General features: G+C 70.3%; 14 protein-coding genes. 8 read left to right on the top strand and 6 right to left on the bottom strand.

The features are described from left to right. Window positions 1-4: 4 nt before the first annotated feature. Entirely contained in the window at window positions 5-859 is an 855-nt protein-coding gene (locus HUW10_RS10490) for a metal ABC transporter permease (protein WP_174503450.1), read from the top strand. 1 nt (window position 860) lies between these two features. Further along, the gene (locus tag HUW10_RS10485) at window positions 861-1,634 is read left to right on the top strand and encodes a metal ABC transporter permease (RefSeq protein WP_174503449.1); all 774 of its coding nucleotides are present in this window, start codon (window positions 861-863) and stop codon (window positions 1,632-1,634) included. Between the two features lie 113 nt (window positions 1,635-1,747). Here HUW10_RS10485 and HUW10_RS10480 read toward each other — a convergent pair whose 3' ends face one another. After that, window positions 1,748-1,948 (bottom strand): hypothetical protein, encoded by a 201-nt coding sequence (locus HUW10_RS10480; protein WP_174503448.1) that lies wholly within the window; start codon window positions 1,946-1,948, stop codon window positions 1,748-1,750. 2 nt (window positions 1,949-1,950) lie between these two features. Continuing rightward, window positions 1,951-3,129, bottom strand: coding sequence for a ribonuclease D (gene rnd, locus HUW10_RS10475; RefSeq protein ID WP_174503447.1), 1,179 nt, complete (start codon window positions 3,127-3,129; stop codon window positions 1,951-1,953). Window positions 3,130-3,213: 84 nt separating this feature from the next. Here rnd and aspS point away from each other — a divergent pair, with 84 nt between their 5' ends. Both aspS and HUW10_RS10465 read left to right on the top strand, forming a co-directional pair. Further along, the gene (gene aspS, locus HUW10_RS10470) at window positions 3,214-5,001 is read left to right on the top strand and encodes an aspartate--tRNA ligase (protein WP_174503446.1); all 1,788 of its coding nucleotides are present in this window, start codon (window positions 3,214-3,216) and stop codon (window positions 4,999-5,001) included. Between the two features lie 240 nt (window positions 5,002-5,241). After that, window positions 5,242-6,231 (top strand): MDR family oxidoreductase, encoded by a 990-nt coding sequence (locus tag HUW10_RS10465; RefSeq protein WP_174503445.1) that lies wholly within the window; start codon window positions 5,242-5,244, stop codon window positions 6,229-6,231. Between the two features lie 67 nt (window positions 6,232-6,298). Here HUW10_RS10465 and HUW10_RS10460 read toward each other — a convergent pair whose 3' ends face one another. Together HUW10_RS10460 and HUW10_RS10455 are read right to left on the bottom strand one after the other, a co-directional pair. Then, on the bottom strand, window positions 6,299-7,468 hold the full coding sequence (locus tag HUW10_RS10460) for an MFS transporter (protein WP_174503444.1): 1,170 nt from the start codon (window positions 7,466-7,468) through the stop codon (window positions 6,299-6,301). Between the two features lie 116 nt (window positions 7,469-7,584). Then, a complete protein-coding gene (locus tag HUW10_RS10455; protein ID WP_174503443.1) occupies window positions 7,585-9,282 on the bottom strand; it encodes an AMP-binding protein in 1,698 nt (565 codons plus the stop codon). A gap of 121 nt (window positions 9,283-9,403) precedes the next feature. Here HUW10_RS10455 and HUW10_RS10450 point away from each other — a divergent pair, with 121 nt between their 5' ends. Beyond that, window positions 9,404-9,874: a Fur family transcriptional regulator gene (locus tag HUW10_RS10450; RefSeq protein WP_174503442.1), complete on the top strand. Its 471-nt coding sequence runs from the start codon at window positions 9,404-9,406 to the stop codon at window positions 9,872-9,874. Between the two features lie 101 nt (window positions 9,875-9,975). On the opposite strand, the gene gpt is transcribed toward HUW10_RS10450, so the two are convergent. Both gpt and HUW10_RS10440 read right to left on the bottom strand, forming a co-directional pair. Further along, entirely contained in the window at window positions 9,976-10,464 is a 489-nt protein-coding gene (gene gpt / locus HUW10_RS10445) for a xanthine phosphoribosyltransferase (protein ID WP_174503441.1), read from the bottom strand. Next, window positions 10,464-10,817 (bottom strand): tRNA-binding protein, encoded by a 354-nt coding sequence (locus tag HUW10_RS10440; RefSeq protein ID WP_174503440.1) that lies wholly within the window; start codon window positions 10,815-10,817, stop codon window positions 10,464-10,466. Before HUW10_RS10440 ends, gpt begins: the two co-directional genes overlap by 1 nt. 87 nt (window positions 10,818-10,904) lie before the next feature. Between HUW10_RS10440 and HUW10_RS10435 the strand changes: the two genes are divergently transcribed. The 3 genes from HUW10_RS10435 to HUW10_RS10425 all read left to right on the top strand — a co-directional run bounded on the left by HUW10_RS10435 (window position 10,905) and on the right by HUW10_RS10425 (window position 15,600). Then, on the top strand, window positions 10,905-12,515 hold the full coding sequence (locus HUW10_RS10435) for a gamma-glutamyltransferase family protein (RefSeq protein ID WP_174503439.1): 1,611 nt from the start codon (window positions 10,905-10,907) through the stop codon (window positions 12,513-12,515). Between the two features lie 188 nt (window positions 12,516-12,703). Further along, window positions 12,704-14,683, top strand: coding sequence for an elongation factor G (locus HUW10_RS10430; RefSeq protein WP_174503438.1), 1,980 nt, complete (start codon window positions 12,704-12,706; stop codon window positions 14,681-14,683). A gap of 125 nt (window positions 14,684-14,808) precedes the next feature. Further along, window positions 14,809-15,600, top strand: a complete 792-nt coding sequence (locus tag HUW10_RS10425; protein WP_174503437.1) for an enoyl-CoA hydratase — start codon at window positions 14,809-14,811, stop codon at window positions 15,598-15,600. Window positions 15,601-15,746: the final 146 nt, after the last annotated feature.

Here is a 15,746-nt window from a genome sequence, read left to right as displayed (position 1 = left end):
GGTCATGACCGCGCTGGGGTTGTCCGCGCTGGGATTTTCCGCGTTGGGGCCGGTCGGCGTGGCGCTGGCGGTGAGTTTTGCCGCAGCCCTGGTGTCCGCCGTGGTCGGCGTGTTCACCGTGCTGCGGGGGCAGGCTTTCGCCGGGCATGCGCTGGGCGATATTTCCGGCGCCGGCGGGGCGGCGGCGCTGCTGTTCGGGATTCGCCCGCTCGCCGGGTTCGTGGCGATGGCGCTGGGCGGGGCGGCGGCGATGGCGCTGGCCGGCGGGCGGCGGATCGCCGAGCGGGATCTGGCGAGCGGCGTGGTGCTCGGCGCCGGGCTCGGGCTTGCGGCGCTGTTTCTCTATCTCGACGCGACGATGAGCGGCGTCGGCGGTGCGGCGAGCACGGTGATGTTCGGCTCGATGTTCGCGATCCCGCCGGGGATGGTGCTGCCGGCCGCCTTGTGCGCGGCGGCGGCGCTGGCGGCGATGGCCGCCCTGGCGCGGCCGCTGCTGCTGGTCGCGATCGGCCCCGATCTCGCGGCAAGCCGGGGGGTTCCGGTGAAGCTGGTCGGGTTCGCGCATCTCGCCGTGCTGGCGCTGGCGGTCGGGCTGGCGGCGATGAGTGTGGGGGCGGTGCTGGCCACCGCGCTGCTGATCGGCCCGGCTTCGGCGGGGCTGCGGGCGGCGCGCACCCTGCCGGGGGCGGTGGCGCTGGCGGCGGGGATCGGCGTCGGCGCGAGCTGGGGCGGCATCGCGCTGGCTTACGAGAGCTACGGCTGGGGCGGGCGGCATGGCTGGCCGGTGAGTTTCTTCGTGGTGGCGCTGGTCGTCGGCGCCTATGTCGCCGCCGGGCTCGCGGCGCGGATGCGGCGCTGAGATGTTTTCCGCCTTCATGCTCGATACCTGGGCGGCGGGCCTCATCGTCGCGGTCACGGCGGGGGTGGTGGGCTGGTTCGTGGTGCTGCGCGGCGCCTCCTTCGCCGCCCATGCGCTGCCGCTCGGCACGTTTCCGGGGGCGGCGGCGGCGGTGCTGCTCGGCATCGCGCCCTCCGCCGGGATCGCGGGGTTCGGGCTCGCCGGCGTGGTCGCGATCTGGGCGCTTGGCCGGCGCGGCCGGCCCGAGGTGGCGACGGCGCTGACATTGGTGATGCTGCTCGCCACCGGCGCGCTGCTGCTCTCCTGGACCGACCGCTATGCCGCCCAGGTCTATGCGCTGCTGTTCGGCCAGGTGCTCGGGGTTTCGCGCGCGGCACTCGGCGGGATGGCGCTGGCCGGGGCGGGTGCGGTGGCGGCGGTGTTGGCGGGGTTCCGCCCGCTGCTGCTCGGCGCGATCGGGGCGGATCTCGCGGCGGCGCGGGGCGCGCGGCCGGCGCTGTGGGAGTTCGGCTTTCTCGCCGCCATCGCGCTGGCGGCGGCGGTCGCCGTGCCGGTGGTCGGCGCGCTGCTGACCTTTGCGCTTATGGTCGGCCCGGCCTCGTGCGGGCGGGCGGTCTCGGCGCGGCCGGCGGTGGCGCTCGCGGCTTCGGTGGCGATCGCGCTGGCGCTGATGGCCGGCGCCATCGCGCTGTCATATCTCACGAACTGGCCGGTCGGCTGTTTCGCCGGGTTGGGTGGTGCGGGCTGCTACGCGCTGGGCCGGGCGCTGCTGTAAGGCCAGCGGGCCGGCCGGGCGACTTGCCGGTCGGTGTTCCCGGCGCGGCGCCCCGGTGCTCATCGCTCAGGCGTGGTGGCGGGCCAGAACATCATCTGATCGGATGTAGTGCCCTAGATCCCGGTTTGCGAGACATCGTCGTTGCCGAAGGGCAACCCGTTCTCGTCGTAGAGATCGTCGTCGGTCAGGATTTTGTGCCCTTCGAGGCTGGCGGCGATTTTGCGCGACTTGCGCAGCAATTCCTCACGGAGCGGGGCGACCTCGTCGTCCGGTTCAGCCCCGGTTGGCTGCGGCTGTTCCGGTGCCGTCGCCATGGTCAGGGCAGGTCGACGACCTCGACGCGGCGGCCGCGCGCGGCCAGCGCGATGCGCCCGCCCTTGAGGCGGAGCGCGTCGTTGCCGAACAGCTCGGCGCGCCAGCCTTGCAGGCAGGGCAGGTTCGGCGCGTCCTCGCTGGCGAGGCGGTCGATATCCTCGCCGGAGGCGATCAGCCGGGCGGCGACGTTGTTCGCCCCGGCCCGCTCGGCGAGCAGCACCTTGAGCAGCGCCACGAGGCCGGCGGGCGGGCGGGCGGTTTCGGCGGCGCGCGGGGCCTCGGGCAGCGCGGAATCGGGGATCGATTTCGTCGTCGCGATGACCTCCAGCAGCGCCCGGCCGGACTTGCCGCCGGCGAAGCCGCTGGAAATGCCGCGCACCCGCGTCAGCCCCTCGGCATCTTCCGGGGCGAGGGCGGCAAGCTCGGGGATCTGCTCGTCGCGCACGATGCGCTGGCGCGGCACGTTCACCCGCATCGCCTCGCGCTCGCGCCAGGCGGCGATCGCCTTGATGAGGGCGAGCTGCCGGCGGTTGCCGCCGCGCAGCTTGAGCCGGCGCCAGGCATCCTCGGGCTCGGTGCGGTAGGTCGCGGGATCGGTCAGCACCGCCGCTTCCTCGGCCACCCAGTCGATCCGGCCTTCCCGCGTCAGCCGGTCGAGCAGGCCTTCATAGACCGGGCGCAGCCAGGTGACGTCCGCCGCGGCATAGGCGACCTGGGCGCGGGAGAGCGGCCGGGCCGACCAGTCGGAGAAGCGGTGCGCCTTGTCGATCCGGCCGCCGGCGAGCGAGGAGACCAGCGTGTCATACCCGACCTGGTCGCCGAAGCCGGCGACCATCGCCGCGACCTGGGTGTCGAACAGCGGAGTGGGCACGGCGCCGAATTTCAGCAGGAAAATCTCGATGTCCTGCCGGCAGGCGTGGAATACCTTGGTCACCGCCGGATTGGCGAACAGCGCGCCGAGCGGGGCGAGGTCGAGCCCCTCGGCCTGCGCGTCGATCACCGCGACATCGTTCGCACCGCCGAGCTGGACCACGCAAAGCTCGGGAAAATAGGTCTTTTCCCGCATGAACTCGGTATCGACGGTGACGAAGGGCTCGGCCGCCAGACGGTCGCAAAGGGCGGCGAGGGCCTCGGTGGTCGCGATCAGCACGGGTTCGGGAAAGCTCGGACTCGGTTTCATGTGCGATCAACTGGCACGCAACGTCTTGACAGGAAAGACCCGCGCCGCTCATTTGCCGCTGTTTTCTGTCAGGACTGGCTCCCCATGCACGAATATCGCACCCATGATTGCGGCGCCCTGCGCGCTGCCGATGCCGGCATCACCGCGCGCCTTTCGGGCTGGGTGAACGTGAAGCGCGACCATGGCGGGCTGCTCTTCATCGACCTGCGCGACCATTACGGGATCACCCAATGCGTGTTTCCCGCCGGCTCGCCGGTGTTTGAAGCGGCCGAGGCGCTGCGGGTGGAGAGCGTCATCACCGTGACCGGGCGGGTGGTGAGGCGCGACGCCGATACGGTGAACCCCCGCCTGCCGACCGGCGAGATCGAGCTGGTGGCCGAGACGGTCGAGGTGCAGTCGACCGCCGATGTGCTGCCGATCCAGGTTGCCGGCGAGGCCCAGTTCCCCGAGGAGCTGCGGCTGCGCTACCGCTTCCTCGACCTGCGCCGCGAGAAGCTGCACCGCAACATCATGCTCCGCGCCAATGTCATCGCCTGGCTGCGGCGGGAGATGACGGCGCGCGGCTTCACCGAGTTCACCACGCCGATCCTGACCGCCTCCAGCCCCGAGGGCGCGCGCGACTTCCTCGTGCCCTCGCGCGTGCATCCGGGCCAGTTCTACGCGCTGCCGCAGGCGCCGCAGCAGTTCAAGCAGCTGCTCATGGTCGCCGGCTTCGACCGCTATTTCCAGATCGCGCCCTGCTTCCGCGACGAGGCGAGCCGCGCCGACCGCGCGCCCGGCGAGTTCTACCAGCTCGATTTCGAGATGAGCTTCGTGACGCAGGAGGACGTGTTCGCCACCATCGAGCCGGTGCTCGGCGGGCTGTTCCGCGAATTCGGCGGCGGGCGCAGCGTCACGCAATGGCCGTTCCCGCGCATCGCCTATGACGAGGCGCTGCTGAAATACGGCTCGGACAAGCCGGACCTGCGCAACCCGCTGCTGATCACCGATGTCACCGAGGCGTTCCGCGATTCGGGCTTCGGCCTGTTCGCCAAGATCGTCGCCGGCGGCGGCGTGGTCCGCGCCATTCCCGCGCCGGGCACGGGGGGCAATCCGCGCTCCTTCTTCGACAAGCTCAACGAATGGGCGCGGTCGGAAGGGGCGGGCGGGCTCGGCTACATCATTTTCGAGGAAGACGGCGCCAAGGGGCCGATCGCGAAGAACCTCGAACCGGCGCGGGCCGAGGCGATCCGCGAGGCGACGGGCGCGAAACCGGGCGATGCCGTGTTCTTCGCCGCCGGCAAGCCGCTCGACGCCGCCAAGTTCGCCGGCACGGTGCGGACGAAGCTCGGCACCGATCTCGGCCTGATCGACGGGGCAAAATTCGAGTTCTGCTGGATCGTCGATTTCCCGATGTACGAGCGCGACGAGGAGACCGGGCAGATCGTGTTCAGCCACAACCCGTTCTCGATGCCGCAGGGCGGGCTGGAGGCGCTGAACGGGCAGGACCCGCTGACGATCAAGGCGTTCCAGTACGACATCGTGTGCAACGGCGTCGAGCTGTCGTCGGGGGCGATCCGCAACCACCGGCCGGACATCATGCTGCGCGCCTTCGAGATTGCCGGCTATGGCGCCGAGGAGGTCGAGGCGCGGTTCGGCGGCATGCTCAACGCCTTCCGCTACGGCGCGCCGCCGCATGGCGGCTCGGCGCCGGGGGTGGACCGCATGGTGATGCTGCTGGCCGACGAGCCCAATCTGCGCGAGGTCATCGCCTTCCCGCTCAACCAGCAGGGCCAGGACCTGATGATGGGCGCGCCGGCGCCGGTTCCCACAGCACGGCTCAAGGAACTCTCGCTCGCCATCGCGCTCCCGCCCGCGCCGAAGAAGGGCTGAGACGCCGCCGCCCCCGTGCATCGGCCGCGCCGCCCGCGAGAGCAGGTTCATCTGACCGGATGATGCTCTGGCATTTTGAAAAGCAGAGCATCTTTATCTGACCGGATGATTTCATCTGGCCAGATGATGCTCTGGCATTTTGAAAAGCAGAGCATCTTTATCTGACCGGATGATTCCATCCGATCAGATGATGCTCTAGACCGGGAGCAGAACGCCGATCACAGGCGAGGAGGAGCCAACATGTCCGACGAATTCCGCGCCCTGGTCATCCGCAAGGACGAGGCCGGCCAGAGCTGCCGCGCCGAGACCCTGCGCGATCACGATCTGATGGAGGGCAGCGTCACCGTCGCGGTCAGCCATTCCACGGTGAATTACAAGGACGGGCTGGCGATCACCGGCAGCGCGCCGATCGCCCGGCGGTTTCCGCTGATCCCGGGGATCGATTTCGCCGGCACCGTCACCGCCAGCGCCGATCCGCGTTTTGCGCCGGGCGATGCCGTGCTGCTCAACGGTTTCGGCGTCGGCGAGACGCATCACGGCGGCTATGCCGGGCGGGCCCGCGTTCCCGGCGACTGGCTGATCCACATCCCCGCCGGGCTCAGCGCCGCCGAGACCATGGCGATCGGCACCGCCGGCTACACCGCGATGCTCGCCATCATGGCGCTGGAGGCGCAGGGGATCAGCAAGGAGAGCGGGGATATTCTCGTCACCGGAGCTGCGGGTGGCGTGGGGTCGATCGCGATTTCCCTGCTCGCCCATGCCGGGTATCGGGTGATCGCCTCCTCGCGCCGGGCGGCGGCCGAGGCGGCTTACCTGACCTCGCTCGGGGCGGCGGAGATCATCGATGCGGCGACGCTGTCGGCGCCCGGCCGGCCCTTCGGCAAGGAGCGTTGGGTCGGGGCGATCGATTCCGTCGGCAGCCATACGCTGGCGAACGCGCTGGCACAGACGCGCTATGGCGGGGTGGTCGCCGCCTGCGGCCTCGCCCAGGGGAGCGACCTGCCGGCGACCGTGCTGCCGTTCATCCTGCGCGGGATCATCCTTGCCGGGATCGACTCGGTGATGGCGCCGCGGGCGAAGCGCGAGGCGGCCTGGACGCGCCTTGCCGCCGAACTCGACCGCGCGACGCTGGCCCGGCTGACCACGACGATCGGTTTCGAGGGGATCGCGGCGGCGGCGGCGGAGATCGTCGCCGGCAAGGTGCGCGGGCGCATCGTCGTCGAGATCTGAGGCGCGGCCATCACGCCCGCTTCGGGTGCGTGCGCGGGCCTGGAGCACGACATCCGATCTGACGGACTCATCTGATCGGATGATGCTCTAGCCGCAGCGCGAGAAGGGAGGCGGCGAACAGGATCGCGACCAGCAGCCAGAGAATGTGCAGCGGCGGGACGGCGGCGGAGATCAGCCCGAGCCCCATCAGCCCGACCGCCGCCAGCCCGTTCGACAGGCCGAGCGCGATGCCGGAGCCGAGCGAGCGGTTCTCGGGGAAGATGTCCTGCCCCACGAGGATGCCGACCGGCAGGGTGGCGAACAGGGCGATGCCGAGCAGGCCGAGGGCGATCCATTGCGCGGCGCCGCTGGTGAGCAGGAAGGCCGCGAGCAGCGCCGCGCCGGCGAGGCTGGAGCCGGCGAGGATCGGGCGGCGGCCGATCCGGTCGGCCAGGTGCCCGCCGCCGACATTGCCGATGATGCCCACCACGAGCATCACCGTGATCAGCGCCGCCCCCGCGGTCAGGCTGTGGCCGCGCAGGTGCCAGAGCACCGGCAGGAAGGTGGTGGTGCCGAAGATCGCCAGTGCGCGCAACGACTGGAAGGCGACGAGCGCGCTCATCGGCCCGAGATGGCGCCGCCAGGCGATCGGCTGGGCCGCGACATGGCGCGGCGGCTGCACCGGCAGCACCGCCCAGAGCAGCAGGATGCTCGCCATCGCCGGAATCGCCAGCAGCGAGAGCGCCTTCAGCCCGAAGGTGACGACGATGAAGCTCGCGATCAGCGGCCACAGCCCGCGCCCGACCTCGCCGCCGACCAGGAACAGCGACATGCCGAGCCCGACGCGCGGCCCGCTGAGCTGGCGCGCCCCGGCCAGCGCCTGCGGGTGGAACATCGCGTTGCTGATCCCGATCAGCACCAGCGCCGGGAGCAGCAGCGCAAGACTGCCGGAGCGGCCGATCAGCGCCGCCGCCAGCGCGGTGCCGAGCACGCCGGCGGCGATGAAGCCCCTTCCGCCGAAACGGTCCGCCAGCAGGCCGGTGCCGACCTGCAACGCCTGGCCGATCAGCAATGCCGCCATCACCGTGCCGGCGAGGGAGACCGGCTCGCCCATCGCCACCAGCACCGCCGGCAGCACGCCGGGCAGGTAGTTGGCCGAGCCGTCATTGAGGAAATGCAGCCAGCTCAGCGCCGCCAGCCGGCCGTACCGCACCGTGCTGCCGACCGTCCGCAATCCCTGGTCCATCACCACCGCCATCATTCGTCTCCGCCGGCCGCCGCGCCGGGCGCCGGGATTTCACAAAAAGGGAAGTTTGCATGACCAATCCGGCTTGGATTTGCAACCCGGCGTGCGGCAAGTGTGGGGCGGCGCCGCTATCCGCCGCCAGCGCGCTGCCCAGTCTCGCGCTGCCCAGTCTCGCGCTCCCCAGTCTCGCGCTCCATCATCTCGCGCATGAGGAATTTCTGGATCTTGCCCGTTACCGTCATCGGGAACTCCTCGACGATGCGCACGACGCGGGGGATCTTGTAATGCGCGATCCGGCCCTCGCAGAAGCCGATCACCTCCGCGGGCGTGAGGGTCTCGCCGGGGTTGGGCTTCACCCATGCGCAGGGCACCTCGCCCCATTTCGCATCCGCGATGCCGAACACCGAGACGCTGGCGATCCTGGGGTGGGTGAACAGGAATTCCTCCACCTCGCGCGGGTAGATGTTCTCGCCGCCGCGGATCACCACGTCCTTGCTGCGGCCGACGATGGTGCAATAACCCTCCTCGTCGATCACGCCGAGATCGCCGGTATGCATCCAGCCGGCGGCGTCGATCGCCTCAGCGGTTTTCGCGGCGTTGCCCCAGTAGCCGAGCATCACCGAATAGCCGCGCGTGCACAGCTCGCCCCGCTCGCCGCGTTTGACGATCCTGCCCTCGGCGTCGATCACCTTGACCTCGAGATGCGGGTGGATGCGGCCGACCGTCGCCACCCGGCGCTCGGGCGTGTCGTCGGTCGCGGACTGGAAGCTGACCGGGGAGGTCTCGGTCATGCCGTAGCAGATGGTGATTTCGGGCATGTGCATGCGGTTCATCACCCGGCGCATCACCTCGATCGGGCAGGAGGTGCCGGCCATGATCCCGCCGCGCAGCGAGGAGAGGTCGAACCCCTCGAACCCGGGATGTTCGAGCATGGCGATGAACATGGTCGGCACGCCGTAGAGATGGGCGCAGCGCTCCTCGGCCACCGCGCTCAGCGTTGCCAGCGCATCGAACCCGGCGGCGGGATAGACCATCGTCGCGCCGTGGGTGATGGCGGCGAGATTGCCCATCACCATGCCGAAGCAGTGATAGAGCGGCACCGGGATGCAGATTTTCTCGCCATCCCGCAGGCCGATCCCCCTTCCCACGAAATAGCCGTTGTTGAGGATGTTGTGGTGCGAGAGGGTGGCGCCCTTGGGCGCGCCGGTCGTCCCCGAGGTGAACTGGATGTTGATCGGGTCGTCGAATTGCAGGTCGGCGCGCAGGGTCGCGAGGGTGGCGCGGCTCGCCGGGGTCGCGGCGGCGGCGATGGTGGCGAAGGGCGCCATGCCGGCGGGCAGATCCGCGGCGCGCGCCTCAGGGACGCCGATGACGAAGCGGCGTTCGAGATGCGGCAGGCGGTCCGGCGGAATGCTGCCCAGCATCGCCACGTAGTCGCTCGACTTGAAGGTCCGGGCGAGGACGAGGGCGCGGCACTGCACGTCGTTCAGCACGTATTCCAGCTCGGCGGTGCGATAGGCCGGGTTGATGGTGACGAGGATGATCCCCGCCCGCGCCGAGGCGAATTGCAGGATCGCCCATTCCGCGTTGTTGGGCGACCAGATGCCGATGCGGTCGCCGCGGCGCAGGCCGAGGGCGAGCAGGCCGGCGGCGACATCGTCCACCGCGCGGTCGAACGCGGCGTAGGTGAAGCGCTCGCCGCTCTCGCGCACCACCAGCGCCTCGCGGTCGGGGTGGCGGCGGGCGGTTTCGGCCAGGGCCTCGCCGATGGTGATCCCGAGGCGTGGCGTGTCGCCCGGTCCCTGGACGTAGCTGGTGCTCGTCATGGTTCGTTGTCTCCCTGCGGCCGAGCGTAATGCAGCCGCCGGACGGCGCAAGGGGGCGGGTGGCCGCGCCGCTGGAGCCGCTCTATAACGGGGCGATGATCCCGCCGCCCGACCGCGCCTGATGCCGTCCCGCCCCAGCGCCACGATCGAGCGCCGGCTGGATGAGGCCGCCGCCGCCTGTGCCGCCGCCGGCCGGCAGCTCACGCGGCAGCGCCGTGCCGTGCTCGGCCTGATCCTCGCCGCCGAGGGGCCGCTGACCGCCTACGAATTGCTCGACCGGCTGCGCGAGAGCCATCGCGGCGCCACCCCGGCGACGATCTATCGCGCGCTCGAATTCCTCATCGCGGCGGATCTCGTGCACAAGGTTGAGAGCCTGAGCGCGTATGTTTCCTGCGCCGATCCGGCGGGCGAGGCGCAGGGCCATACCCATGCGGCGCAGTTCTTCATCTGCCGCCAGTGCGGCGCGGTGGCCGAGCTGGAGGATGAGGCGGTGGCCGCGGCGCTGGAAGCTGCCGCGGCGCGGATCGGCTTTGCCGCTGGCAGCGCGATCGTCGAGGTCGGCGGGCTGTGCGCCGCCTGCGCTGGCGGTTAGAGCATCATCCGATCAGATGGGATCATCTGATCGGATAAAGATGCTCGGTTTATCAGTATGATAGGGCATTATCCGATCCGGATGGATCGGGTAAAGATGCTCTAGGTGCTTCGCGGCGGGGTGCCGGCGCGGGCGATGGGGGCGACGAATTGCGGCTCGGTGTCCCAGGGGAACAGGATCCAGGTGTCCTGCGAGACCTCGGTGATGAAGGTATCGACCAGCGCCTTGCCGGCCGGCTTGGCATAGACGGTGGCGAAATGGGCGCGGGGGAGAAGCTGGCGCACCTCCCGCGCGGTGGTGCCGGTATCGACCAGGTCGTCGATGATCAGGAAGCCCGCACCGTCGCCGGCGGCGGTGGGCGGCTTGGTGATGGTGGGTTTGCCGATCCGCTCCTCGTCATAGGTGACGATGCTGACGGTCTCGATCAGGCGGCATTCCAGCTCGCGGGCGATGATGGCGGCCGGGATCAGCCCGCCGCGGGTGATCGCGACGATGCCATCGAAGGGCGCCAGCGCGTTGAGCCGCCAGGCCAGCGCCTTGGAGTCGCGGTGAAGCTGGTCCCACGAGACGGTGTAGTAATGCGCGGCCATCAGAACAGGCGTCCTCCGTCGGGCACGGTGAAATCGGGGCGGATCAGCACGACCTCGCCGTTCTCGTCCGGCATGCCGAGGGTGAGCACCTCGGACATGAAGGGGCCGATCTGGCGGGGCGGGAAATTGACCACGGCGCAGACCTGCCGGCCGATCAGCCGGTCCGGCGCGTAATGCACGGTGATCTGCGCCGAGGAGCGCTTCACGCCGATCTCGCCGCCGAAATCGATCCACAGGCGGATGGCGGGCTTGCGCGCCTCGGGGAAGGGCTTGGCATCGACGATGGTGCCGGCGCGGATGTCGACGCGGGCGAAATCGTCATAGGTGATCGGCGGGGACGTGTTCTCGGCCATGAGGCTGCATTGGCCAGCGCGGACGCATTGTCAATCCGGCGGCGGAATGCGATTGAATCGGCAAACCGTTACAGGAGTGTCCAGAGAATGCGCGATTTCGACTTTCCGGGCCGCAGCGCCGTTTATGCCGGGCGGGCGATGGCCGCGACCTCGATGCCGGCGGCGACCCTCGCCGCGCTCGATGCGCTGCGGGCGGGCGGCAACGCCCTCGATGCGGCGGTGACGGCGGCGGCGGTGCTCGGCGTGATCGAGCCGCATTCGACCGGCATCGGCGGCGATTGTTTCTGCCTCTACAAGAAGGCCGGCAGCCCCGAGGTGATCGCGCTGAACGGCTCGGGCCGCGCGCCGGCCGGGGCGACGGTCGATTATTTCGAGCAGCAGGGCATCACGCAGTTCGACAATATCTCGCCGCACGCCGTCACCGTGCCGGGGGCGGTCTCGGCATGGGAGACGCTGCTGGCGGCGCATGGGCGGCGCGGGCTCGATGCCGCGCTGGCGCCGGCGATCCACTATGCCGAGGAAGGGCATCCGGTGCATCCGCGCGTCGCGTTCGACTGGAAGCTGGTCGAGGGCAAGCTGCGCCGCAGCGGTGCCGCCGCCCTGCTGCCGGGCGGCGCCGCGCCGGTCGCGGGCACGATGTTCCGCCAGCCCGAGCTTGCCCGCACGCTGCGGGCGATCGCCAGGGACGGGGCGAAGGCGTTCTACGAGGGGCCGGTCGCCGCCGGGATCGTGGCCGAGCTGCGGGCGCGCGGCGGGGTGCATACCGAGGCGGATTTCGCCGCCGGGCGGACCGCGGCGAAATTCGTCACCCCCATCAAGCGCGATTTCGACGGGCTGACGATCTGGGAATGCCCGCCGAACGGCTCGGGCCTGCTGGCGCTGATGCTGCTCGGCATTCTCGAAGGGTTCGGCCCGGCGCCGGACGGGCCGATGGGGCCGATCCGGCTGCACCGGCATATCGAGGCGGCGCGCCTCGTCTACCGCGATCGCGACGCGCTGCTGGCCGACCCGGACCAGGCGGAGGTGCCGGTTTCGCATCTGCTCAGCGACGCGTATCTCGGCGGACTGCGGGCGCTGATCCGCGACGACCGGGCGATGGTGGACCTGCCGCGCGCCGGCGAGACGGCGCTGCCGCTGCATCGCGACACCGTCTATCTCTGCGTGGTGGACGAGGACGGCAATGCCTGCTCGTTCATCAACTCGACCTATGAGAGCTTCGGCTCGGGCATTCTCGCCGGGGATACCGGCGTGGTGCTGCACAATCGCGGCATGGGGTTCCGCATCCAGCGCGGCCATCCGAACTGCATCGCCCCGGGCAAGCGGCCGATGCACACGATCATCCCCGGCATGGCGACCCAGGGCGGCGAGGCGGTGATGCCATTCGGCGTGATGGGCGGGCATTACCAGCCGATGGGCCAGTCCTGGCTGGTGACCAACATGCGCCAGTACGGGCTCGACGTGCAGGAGGCGCTCGACCTGCCGCGGGTGTTCCCCTTCGCCGGGCAGGTGGAGCTGGAGCGCTCGGTGCCGATGGCGAGCCTCGAAGGGCTGGTCGCGCGCGGGCACAAGGTGGTGCGCGAGGACCGGCCGGATGCGCGGCCGCATGGCGGCGGCCAGGCGATCTGGATCGATCGCGGGCGCGGCGTGCTGATCGGCGGGTCCGACCCGCGCAAGGATGGCTGCGCGCTGGGGTATTGATGCCGCGCCGCGCGCCCGCCCTCGCGCCAGCGGGGCGGGCGCCGGAATGTTCCCTATCGTCTTGACAAGACAGAGTATCCTCATCCGATCGGAGGCCTCCCTCTGATCGGATAATGCTCTGGTGCAACTTTCCGGTTCAAATCCGGACGAAAAAGGCGAATACTGTCTCCCGTCGGGAGAGCAGTGTCATGGAAGACCCCGCCCACGCAGCGGCCCCGCACGGGCCGCGCGCCGTCGCCCTGCTGGGGCCGCAGGGAAGCGGAAAGAGCACGCTGAGCATCGCCCTGTCCGCCGTCGCGGGCAATCTTCGCCGCGCGGGGCGCGCGCCGCCCGCCACCCGCGAGATCGTACCCTTGCATTGCGACTTCCTCGGCGAGCGCTGGGTGCTGCTGGATTGCCCCGGATCGCTGGAATTCGCGCAGGAGGCGGCGGCGGCGCTGGCGGTGGCGGATCTCGCGGTCGTCGTCGCCGAGCCGGACCCGGAGCGGGCGCTGGCGCTGCGGCCGGTGTTTCGGATGCTGGAGGAACAGGGCGTGCCGTTCCTCGTGTTCGTCAACAAGGTGGATGCGATGGGCGCGCCGGCCGAGGCGCTGCTGGCGGCGATGCAGGCGGAGACTTCGGTGCCGCTGGTGGCCCGGCAGATGCCGCTGCGCGAGGGCGAGCGGGTGAGCGGCTATGTCGACCTGCTGTCCGAGCGGGCGTTCCGCTACCGGCCGGATGCCGCCTCGGAGCGGATCGGCCTGCCGGCGGCGGCGGAAGCGACCGAGCAGGCGGCGCATGACGCGCTGGTCGACAGTCTTGCCGACCGCGACGACGAGCTGCTCGAACAGGTGATCGAGGGCGCGGCGCCGAGCCCGGCATCGCTCTACGGCCATTTCCGCCGGGACATGGAGGCGGGCAGCCTGGCGGGGGTGATGTTCGGCGCGGCCGAGCACGCGCATGGGGTGTTGCGGCTGTGGAAGGCGCTGCGGCACGACGCGCCGGAGGTGACGACCACGGCGGCGCGGCACGGCATCGCGCCCGACGGGCCGGCGCTGGTGCAGGTGTTTCGCACCAGCTGGCGCGGCGCGGCGGGCAAGCTTTCCTTCGTCCGGGTCTGGCGCGGGGCGCTGCGCGACGGGACCAGCCATAGCGGCGTGCGGATCGGCGGGATGATGCGCTTTGCCGCGGGCGAGTTGCAGCGCATCGCCGAGGCCGGGGCGGGCGATGTCGTCGCCCTTGGCCGGCTCGAAGGGATCGGGACCGGCTTCGGGCTGGGCGAGGCGGCGCCGCATCTCGGCTTTCCCGCCGCCCCGCCGCCGCTGCACGAGGTTGCGATCGCGGCCGCGGACCGGCGCGATGACGTCAAGCTCGCCGGCGGGCTCGAAAAACTGCTGGAGGAGGACACGGCGCTCCGCCTCGCGCGCGATCCCGAAAGCGGCGAGACGCGGCTGGCCGGGCTGGGCGAGCTTCATCTCGGCAGTGCGGTGGAGCGGCTGGAGCAGCTCGCGGGGGTTGCGGTGCGGACGGCGCGGCCGCGCGTCGCGTTCCGCGAGACGATCCGCCGGGCGGTGCGCGAGCATGCGCGGCTGAAGCGGCAGACCGGCGGGCATGGCCAGTTCGCCGATGTCACGCTGGAGATCGCGCCGCGCGCGCGGGGCGAGGGTTTCGCCTTTGCCGACCGCATCGTCGGCGGCGCGGTGCCGAAGCAGTATATCGCCGCGGTGGCCGATGCGGCGGAGGAGGCGATGCGGCGCGGGCCGTTCGGCCATCCGGTGGTGGATGTCGCGGTGACGCTGGTCGATGGCGGGTTCCACGCGGTAGACAGTTCGGACATGGCGTTCCGCGCGGCGACGCGGGCGGGCATGGCGGAGGCGCTGGCGAAGGCCGAGCCGGTGCTGCTGGAGCCGATCCACCGGATCAGGGTCAGCGCGCCGAACGCCTTCACCGCCGGGGTGCAGCGGCTGCTGACCGGGCGGCGCGGGCAGATTCTCGGCTATGCCGAGCGGCCGGGCTGGACGGGTTGGGACGACACCGAGGCGTTGCTGCCGGCGGCGGAGCTGCATGGGCTCGCGGTCGAATTGCGGTCGCAGACCGTGGGGCTCGGGAGTTTCGTGCATGAATTCGACCGCCTGTCCGAAGCGCCGGCGCGGCTGGCGGAGAAGGTGGCGCAGGCGGCGAGCGGCTGATTCTAGAGCATCATCCGATCAGATGGAATCATTTGATCGGATAAAGATGCTCTATTTATCAACAAGATAGAGCACTACATCCGATCCAATCGGATCGGAAAGTGCTCTAAAAGCAAGGAGACGAGATGGACACGCAGGTTTCCGGCACGCTGGACGCGCCGTTGCTGATCGGGCGGGATTCGCGGGGCGTGGTCACGCTCACGCTCAACCGGCCGGCGAGTTTCAATGCGCTGTCGGACGAATTGCTCGCTGCCCTCGATGCGGCGATCGGCGCGATCGCGGCGGATGCGGATGCGGATGCGCGGGTGGTGGTGCTGGCGGCGGCGGGCCGCGCCTTTTGCGCCGGGCACGATTTGCGGGAGATGATCGCGCGCGAGGCGGCGGACGCGCATCGTGATCTGTTCGCGCGTTGCACCCGGGTGATGCTCGGCTTGCAGCGCCTGCCGGTTCCGGTGATCGCGCGGGTTCAGGGGGTGGCGACGGCGGCGGGCTGCCAGCTGGTGGCGAGTTGCGACCTTGCGGTGGCGGCGGCGAGCGCGCGTTTCGCGGTTTCGGGTATCAATCTCGGCCTGTTCTGCTCGACGCCGAGTGTCGCCCTTGCCCGCGCGGTGCCGCGCAAGGCGGCGCTGGAGATGCTGTTCACCGGCGAGATGATCGATGCCGCCGAGGCGGCGCGGCGCTTCCTGATCAACGAGGTCGCACCGGATGACGGGCTGGACGACGCGGTGGCGCGGCGTGTGGAGCAGATTCTCGCCAAGCCGCGCGCCGCCCTCGCCATCGGCAAGGCGCAGTTCTACCGGCAGATCGAGCTTGGCATCGCCGACGCCTATGACGTGGCGGGCGAGGCGATGGCCTGCAACATGCAGGATGTTTCGGCACGGGAAGGGATCGCTCGCTTCCTCGACCGTAGGAAATAATTCCAAACGGCAGGAAACAATTCAGTAGGACGGAATTCCCATCCGGCCCTGGAATAAAAACCGGGGCCGGAGCGGGGTGTCAGAGCATTTTCCGATCCTTTCGGATCGGATGTCGTGCTCTATCTTGTTGATAATTAGAGCATCTT

Source organism: Acidiphilium sp. C61, from assembly GCF_905116885.1.
In the GTDB taxonomy this organism is placed as follows: domain Bacteria; phylum Pseudomonadota; class Alphaproteobacteria; order Acetobacterales; family Acetobacteraceae; genus Acidiphilium.
Note: the sequence above shows the minus strand (reverse complement) of the source record. Positions and strands in the feature narration are given on the sequence as shown.

What these genes read in the sequence shown, in the direction of transcription:
- HUW10_RS10490 (WP_174503450.1), top strand. Translation starts at nt 5, where the DNA reads ATGACCGCGCTGGGGTTGTCCGCGCTGGGATTTTCCGCGTTGGGGCCG.
- HUW10_RS10485 (WP_174503449.1), top strand. Translation starts at nt 861, where the DNA reads ATGTTTTCCGCCTTCATGCTCGATACCTGGGCGGCGGGCCTCATCGTC.
- HUW10_RS10480 (WP_174503448.1), bottom strand. Translation starts at nt 1,948, where the DNA reads ATGGCGACGGCACCGGAACAGCCGCAGCCAACCGGGGCTGAACCGGAC.
- rnd (WP_174503447.1), bottom strand. Translation starts at nt 3,129, where the DNA reads ATGAAACCGAGTCCGAGCTTTCCCGAACCCGTGCTGATCGCGACCACC.
- aspS (WP_174503446.1), top strand. Translation starts at nt 3,214, where the DNA reads ATGCACGAATATCGCACCCATGATTGCGGCGCCCTGCGCGCTGCCGAT.
- HUW10_RS10465 (WP_174503445.1), top strand. Translation starts at nt 5,242, where the DNA reads ATGTCCGACGAATTCCGCGCCCTGGTCATCCGCAAGGACGAGGCCGGC.
- HUW10_RS10460 (WP_174503444.1), bottom strand. Translation starts at nt 7,468, where the DNA reads ATGGCGGTGGTGATGGACCAGGGATTGCGGACGGTCGGCAGCACGGTG.
- HUW10_RS10455 (WP_174503443.1), bottom strand. Translation starts at nt 9,282, where the DNA reads ATGACGAGCACCAGCTACGTCCAGGGACCGGGCGACACGCCACGCCTC.
- HUW10_RS10450 (WP_174503442.1), top strand. Translation starts at nt 9,404, where the DNA reads ATGCCGTCCCGCCCCAGCGCCACGATCGAGCGCCGGCTGGATGAGGCC.
- gpt (WP_174503441.1), bottom strand. Translation starts at nt 10,464, where the DNA reads ATGGCCGCGCATTACTACACCGTCTCGTGGGACCAGCTTCACCGCGAC.
- HUW10_RS10440 (WP_174503440.1), bottom strand. Translation starts at nt 10,817, where the DNA reads ATGGCCGAGAACACGTCCCCGCCGATCACCTATGACGATTTCGCCCGC.
- HUW10_RS10435 (WP_174503439.1), top strand. Translation starts at nt 10,905, where the DNA reads ATGCGCGATTTCGACTTTCCGGGCCGCAGCGCCGTTTATGCCGGGCGG.
- HUW10_RS10430 (WP_174503438.1), top strand. Translation starts at nt 12,704, where the DNA reads ATGGAAGACCCCGCCCACGCAGCGGCCCCGCACGGGCCGCGCGCCGTC.
- HUW10_RS10425 (WP_174503437.1), top strand. Translation starts at nt 14,809, where the DNA reads ATGGACACGCAGGTTTCCGGCACGCTGGACGCGCCGTTGCTGATCGGG.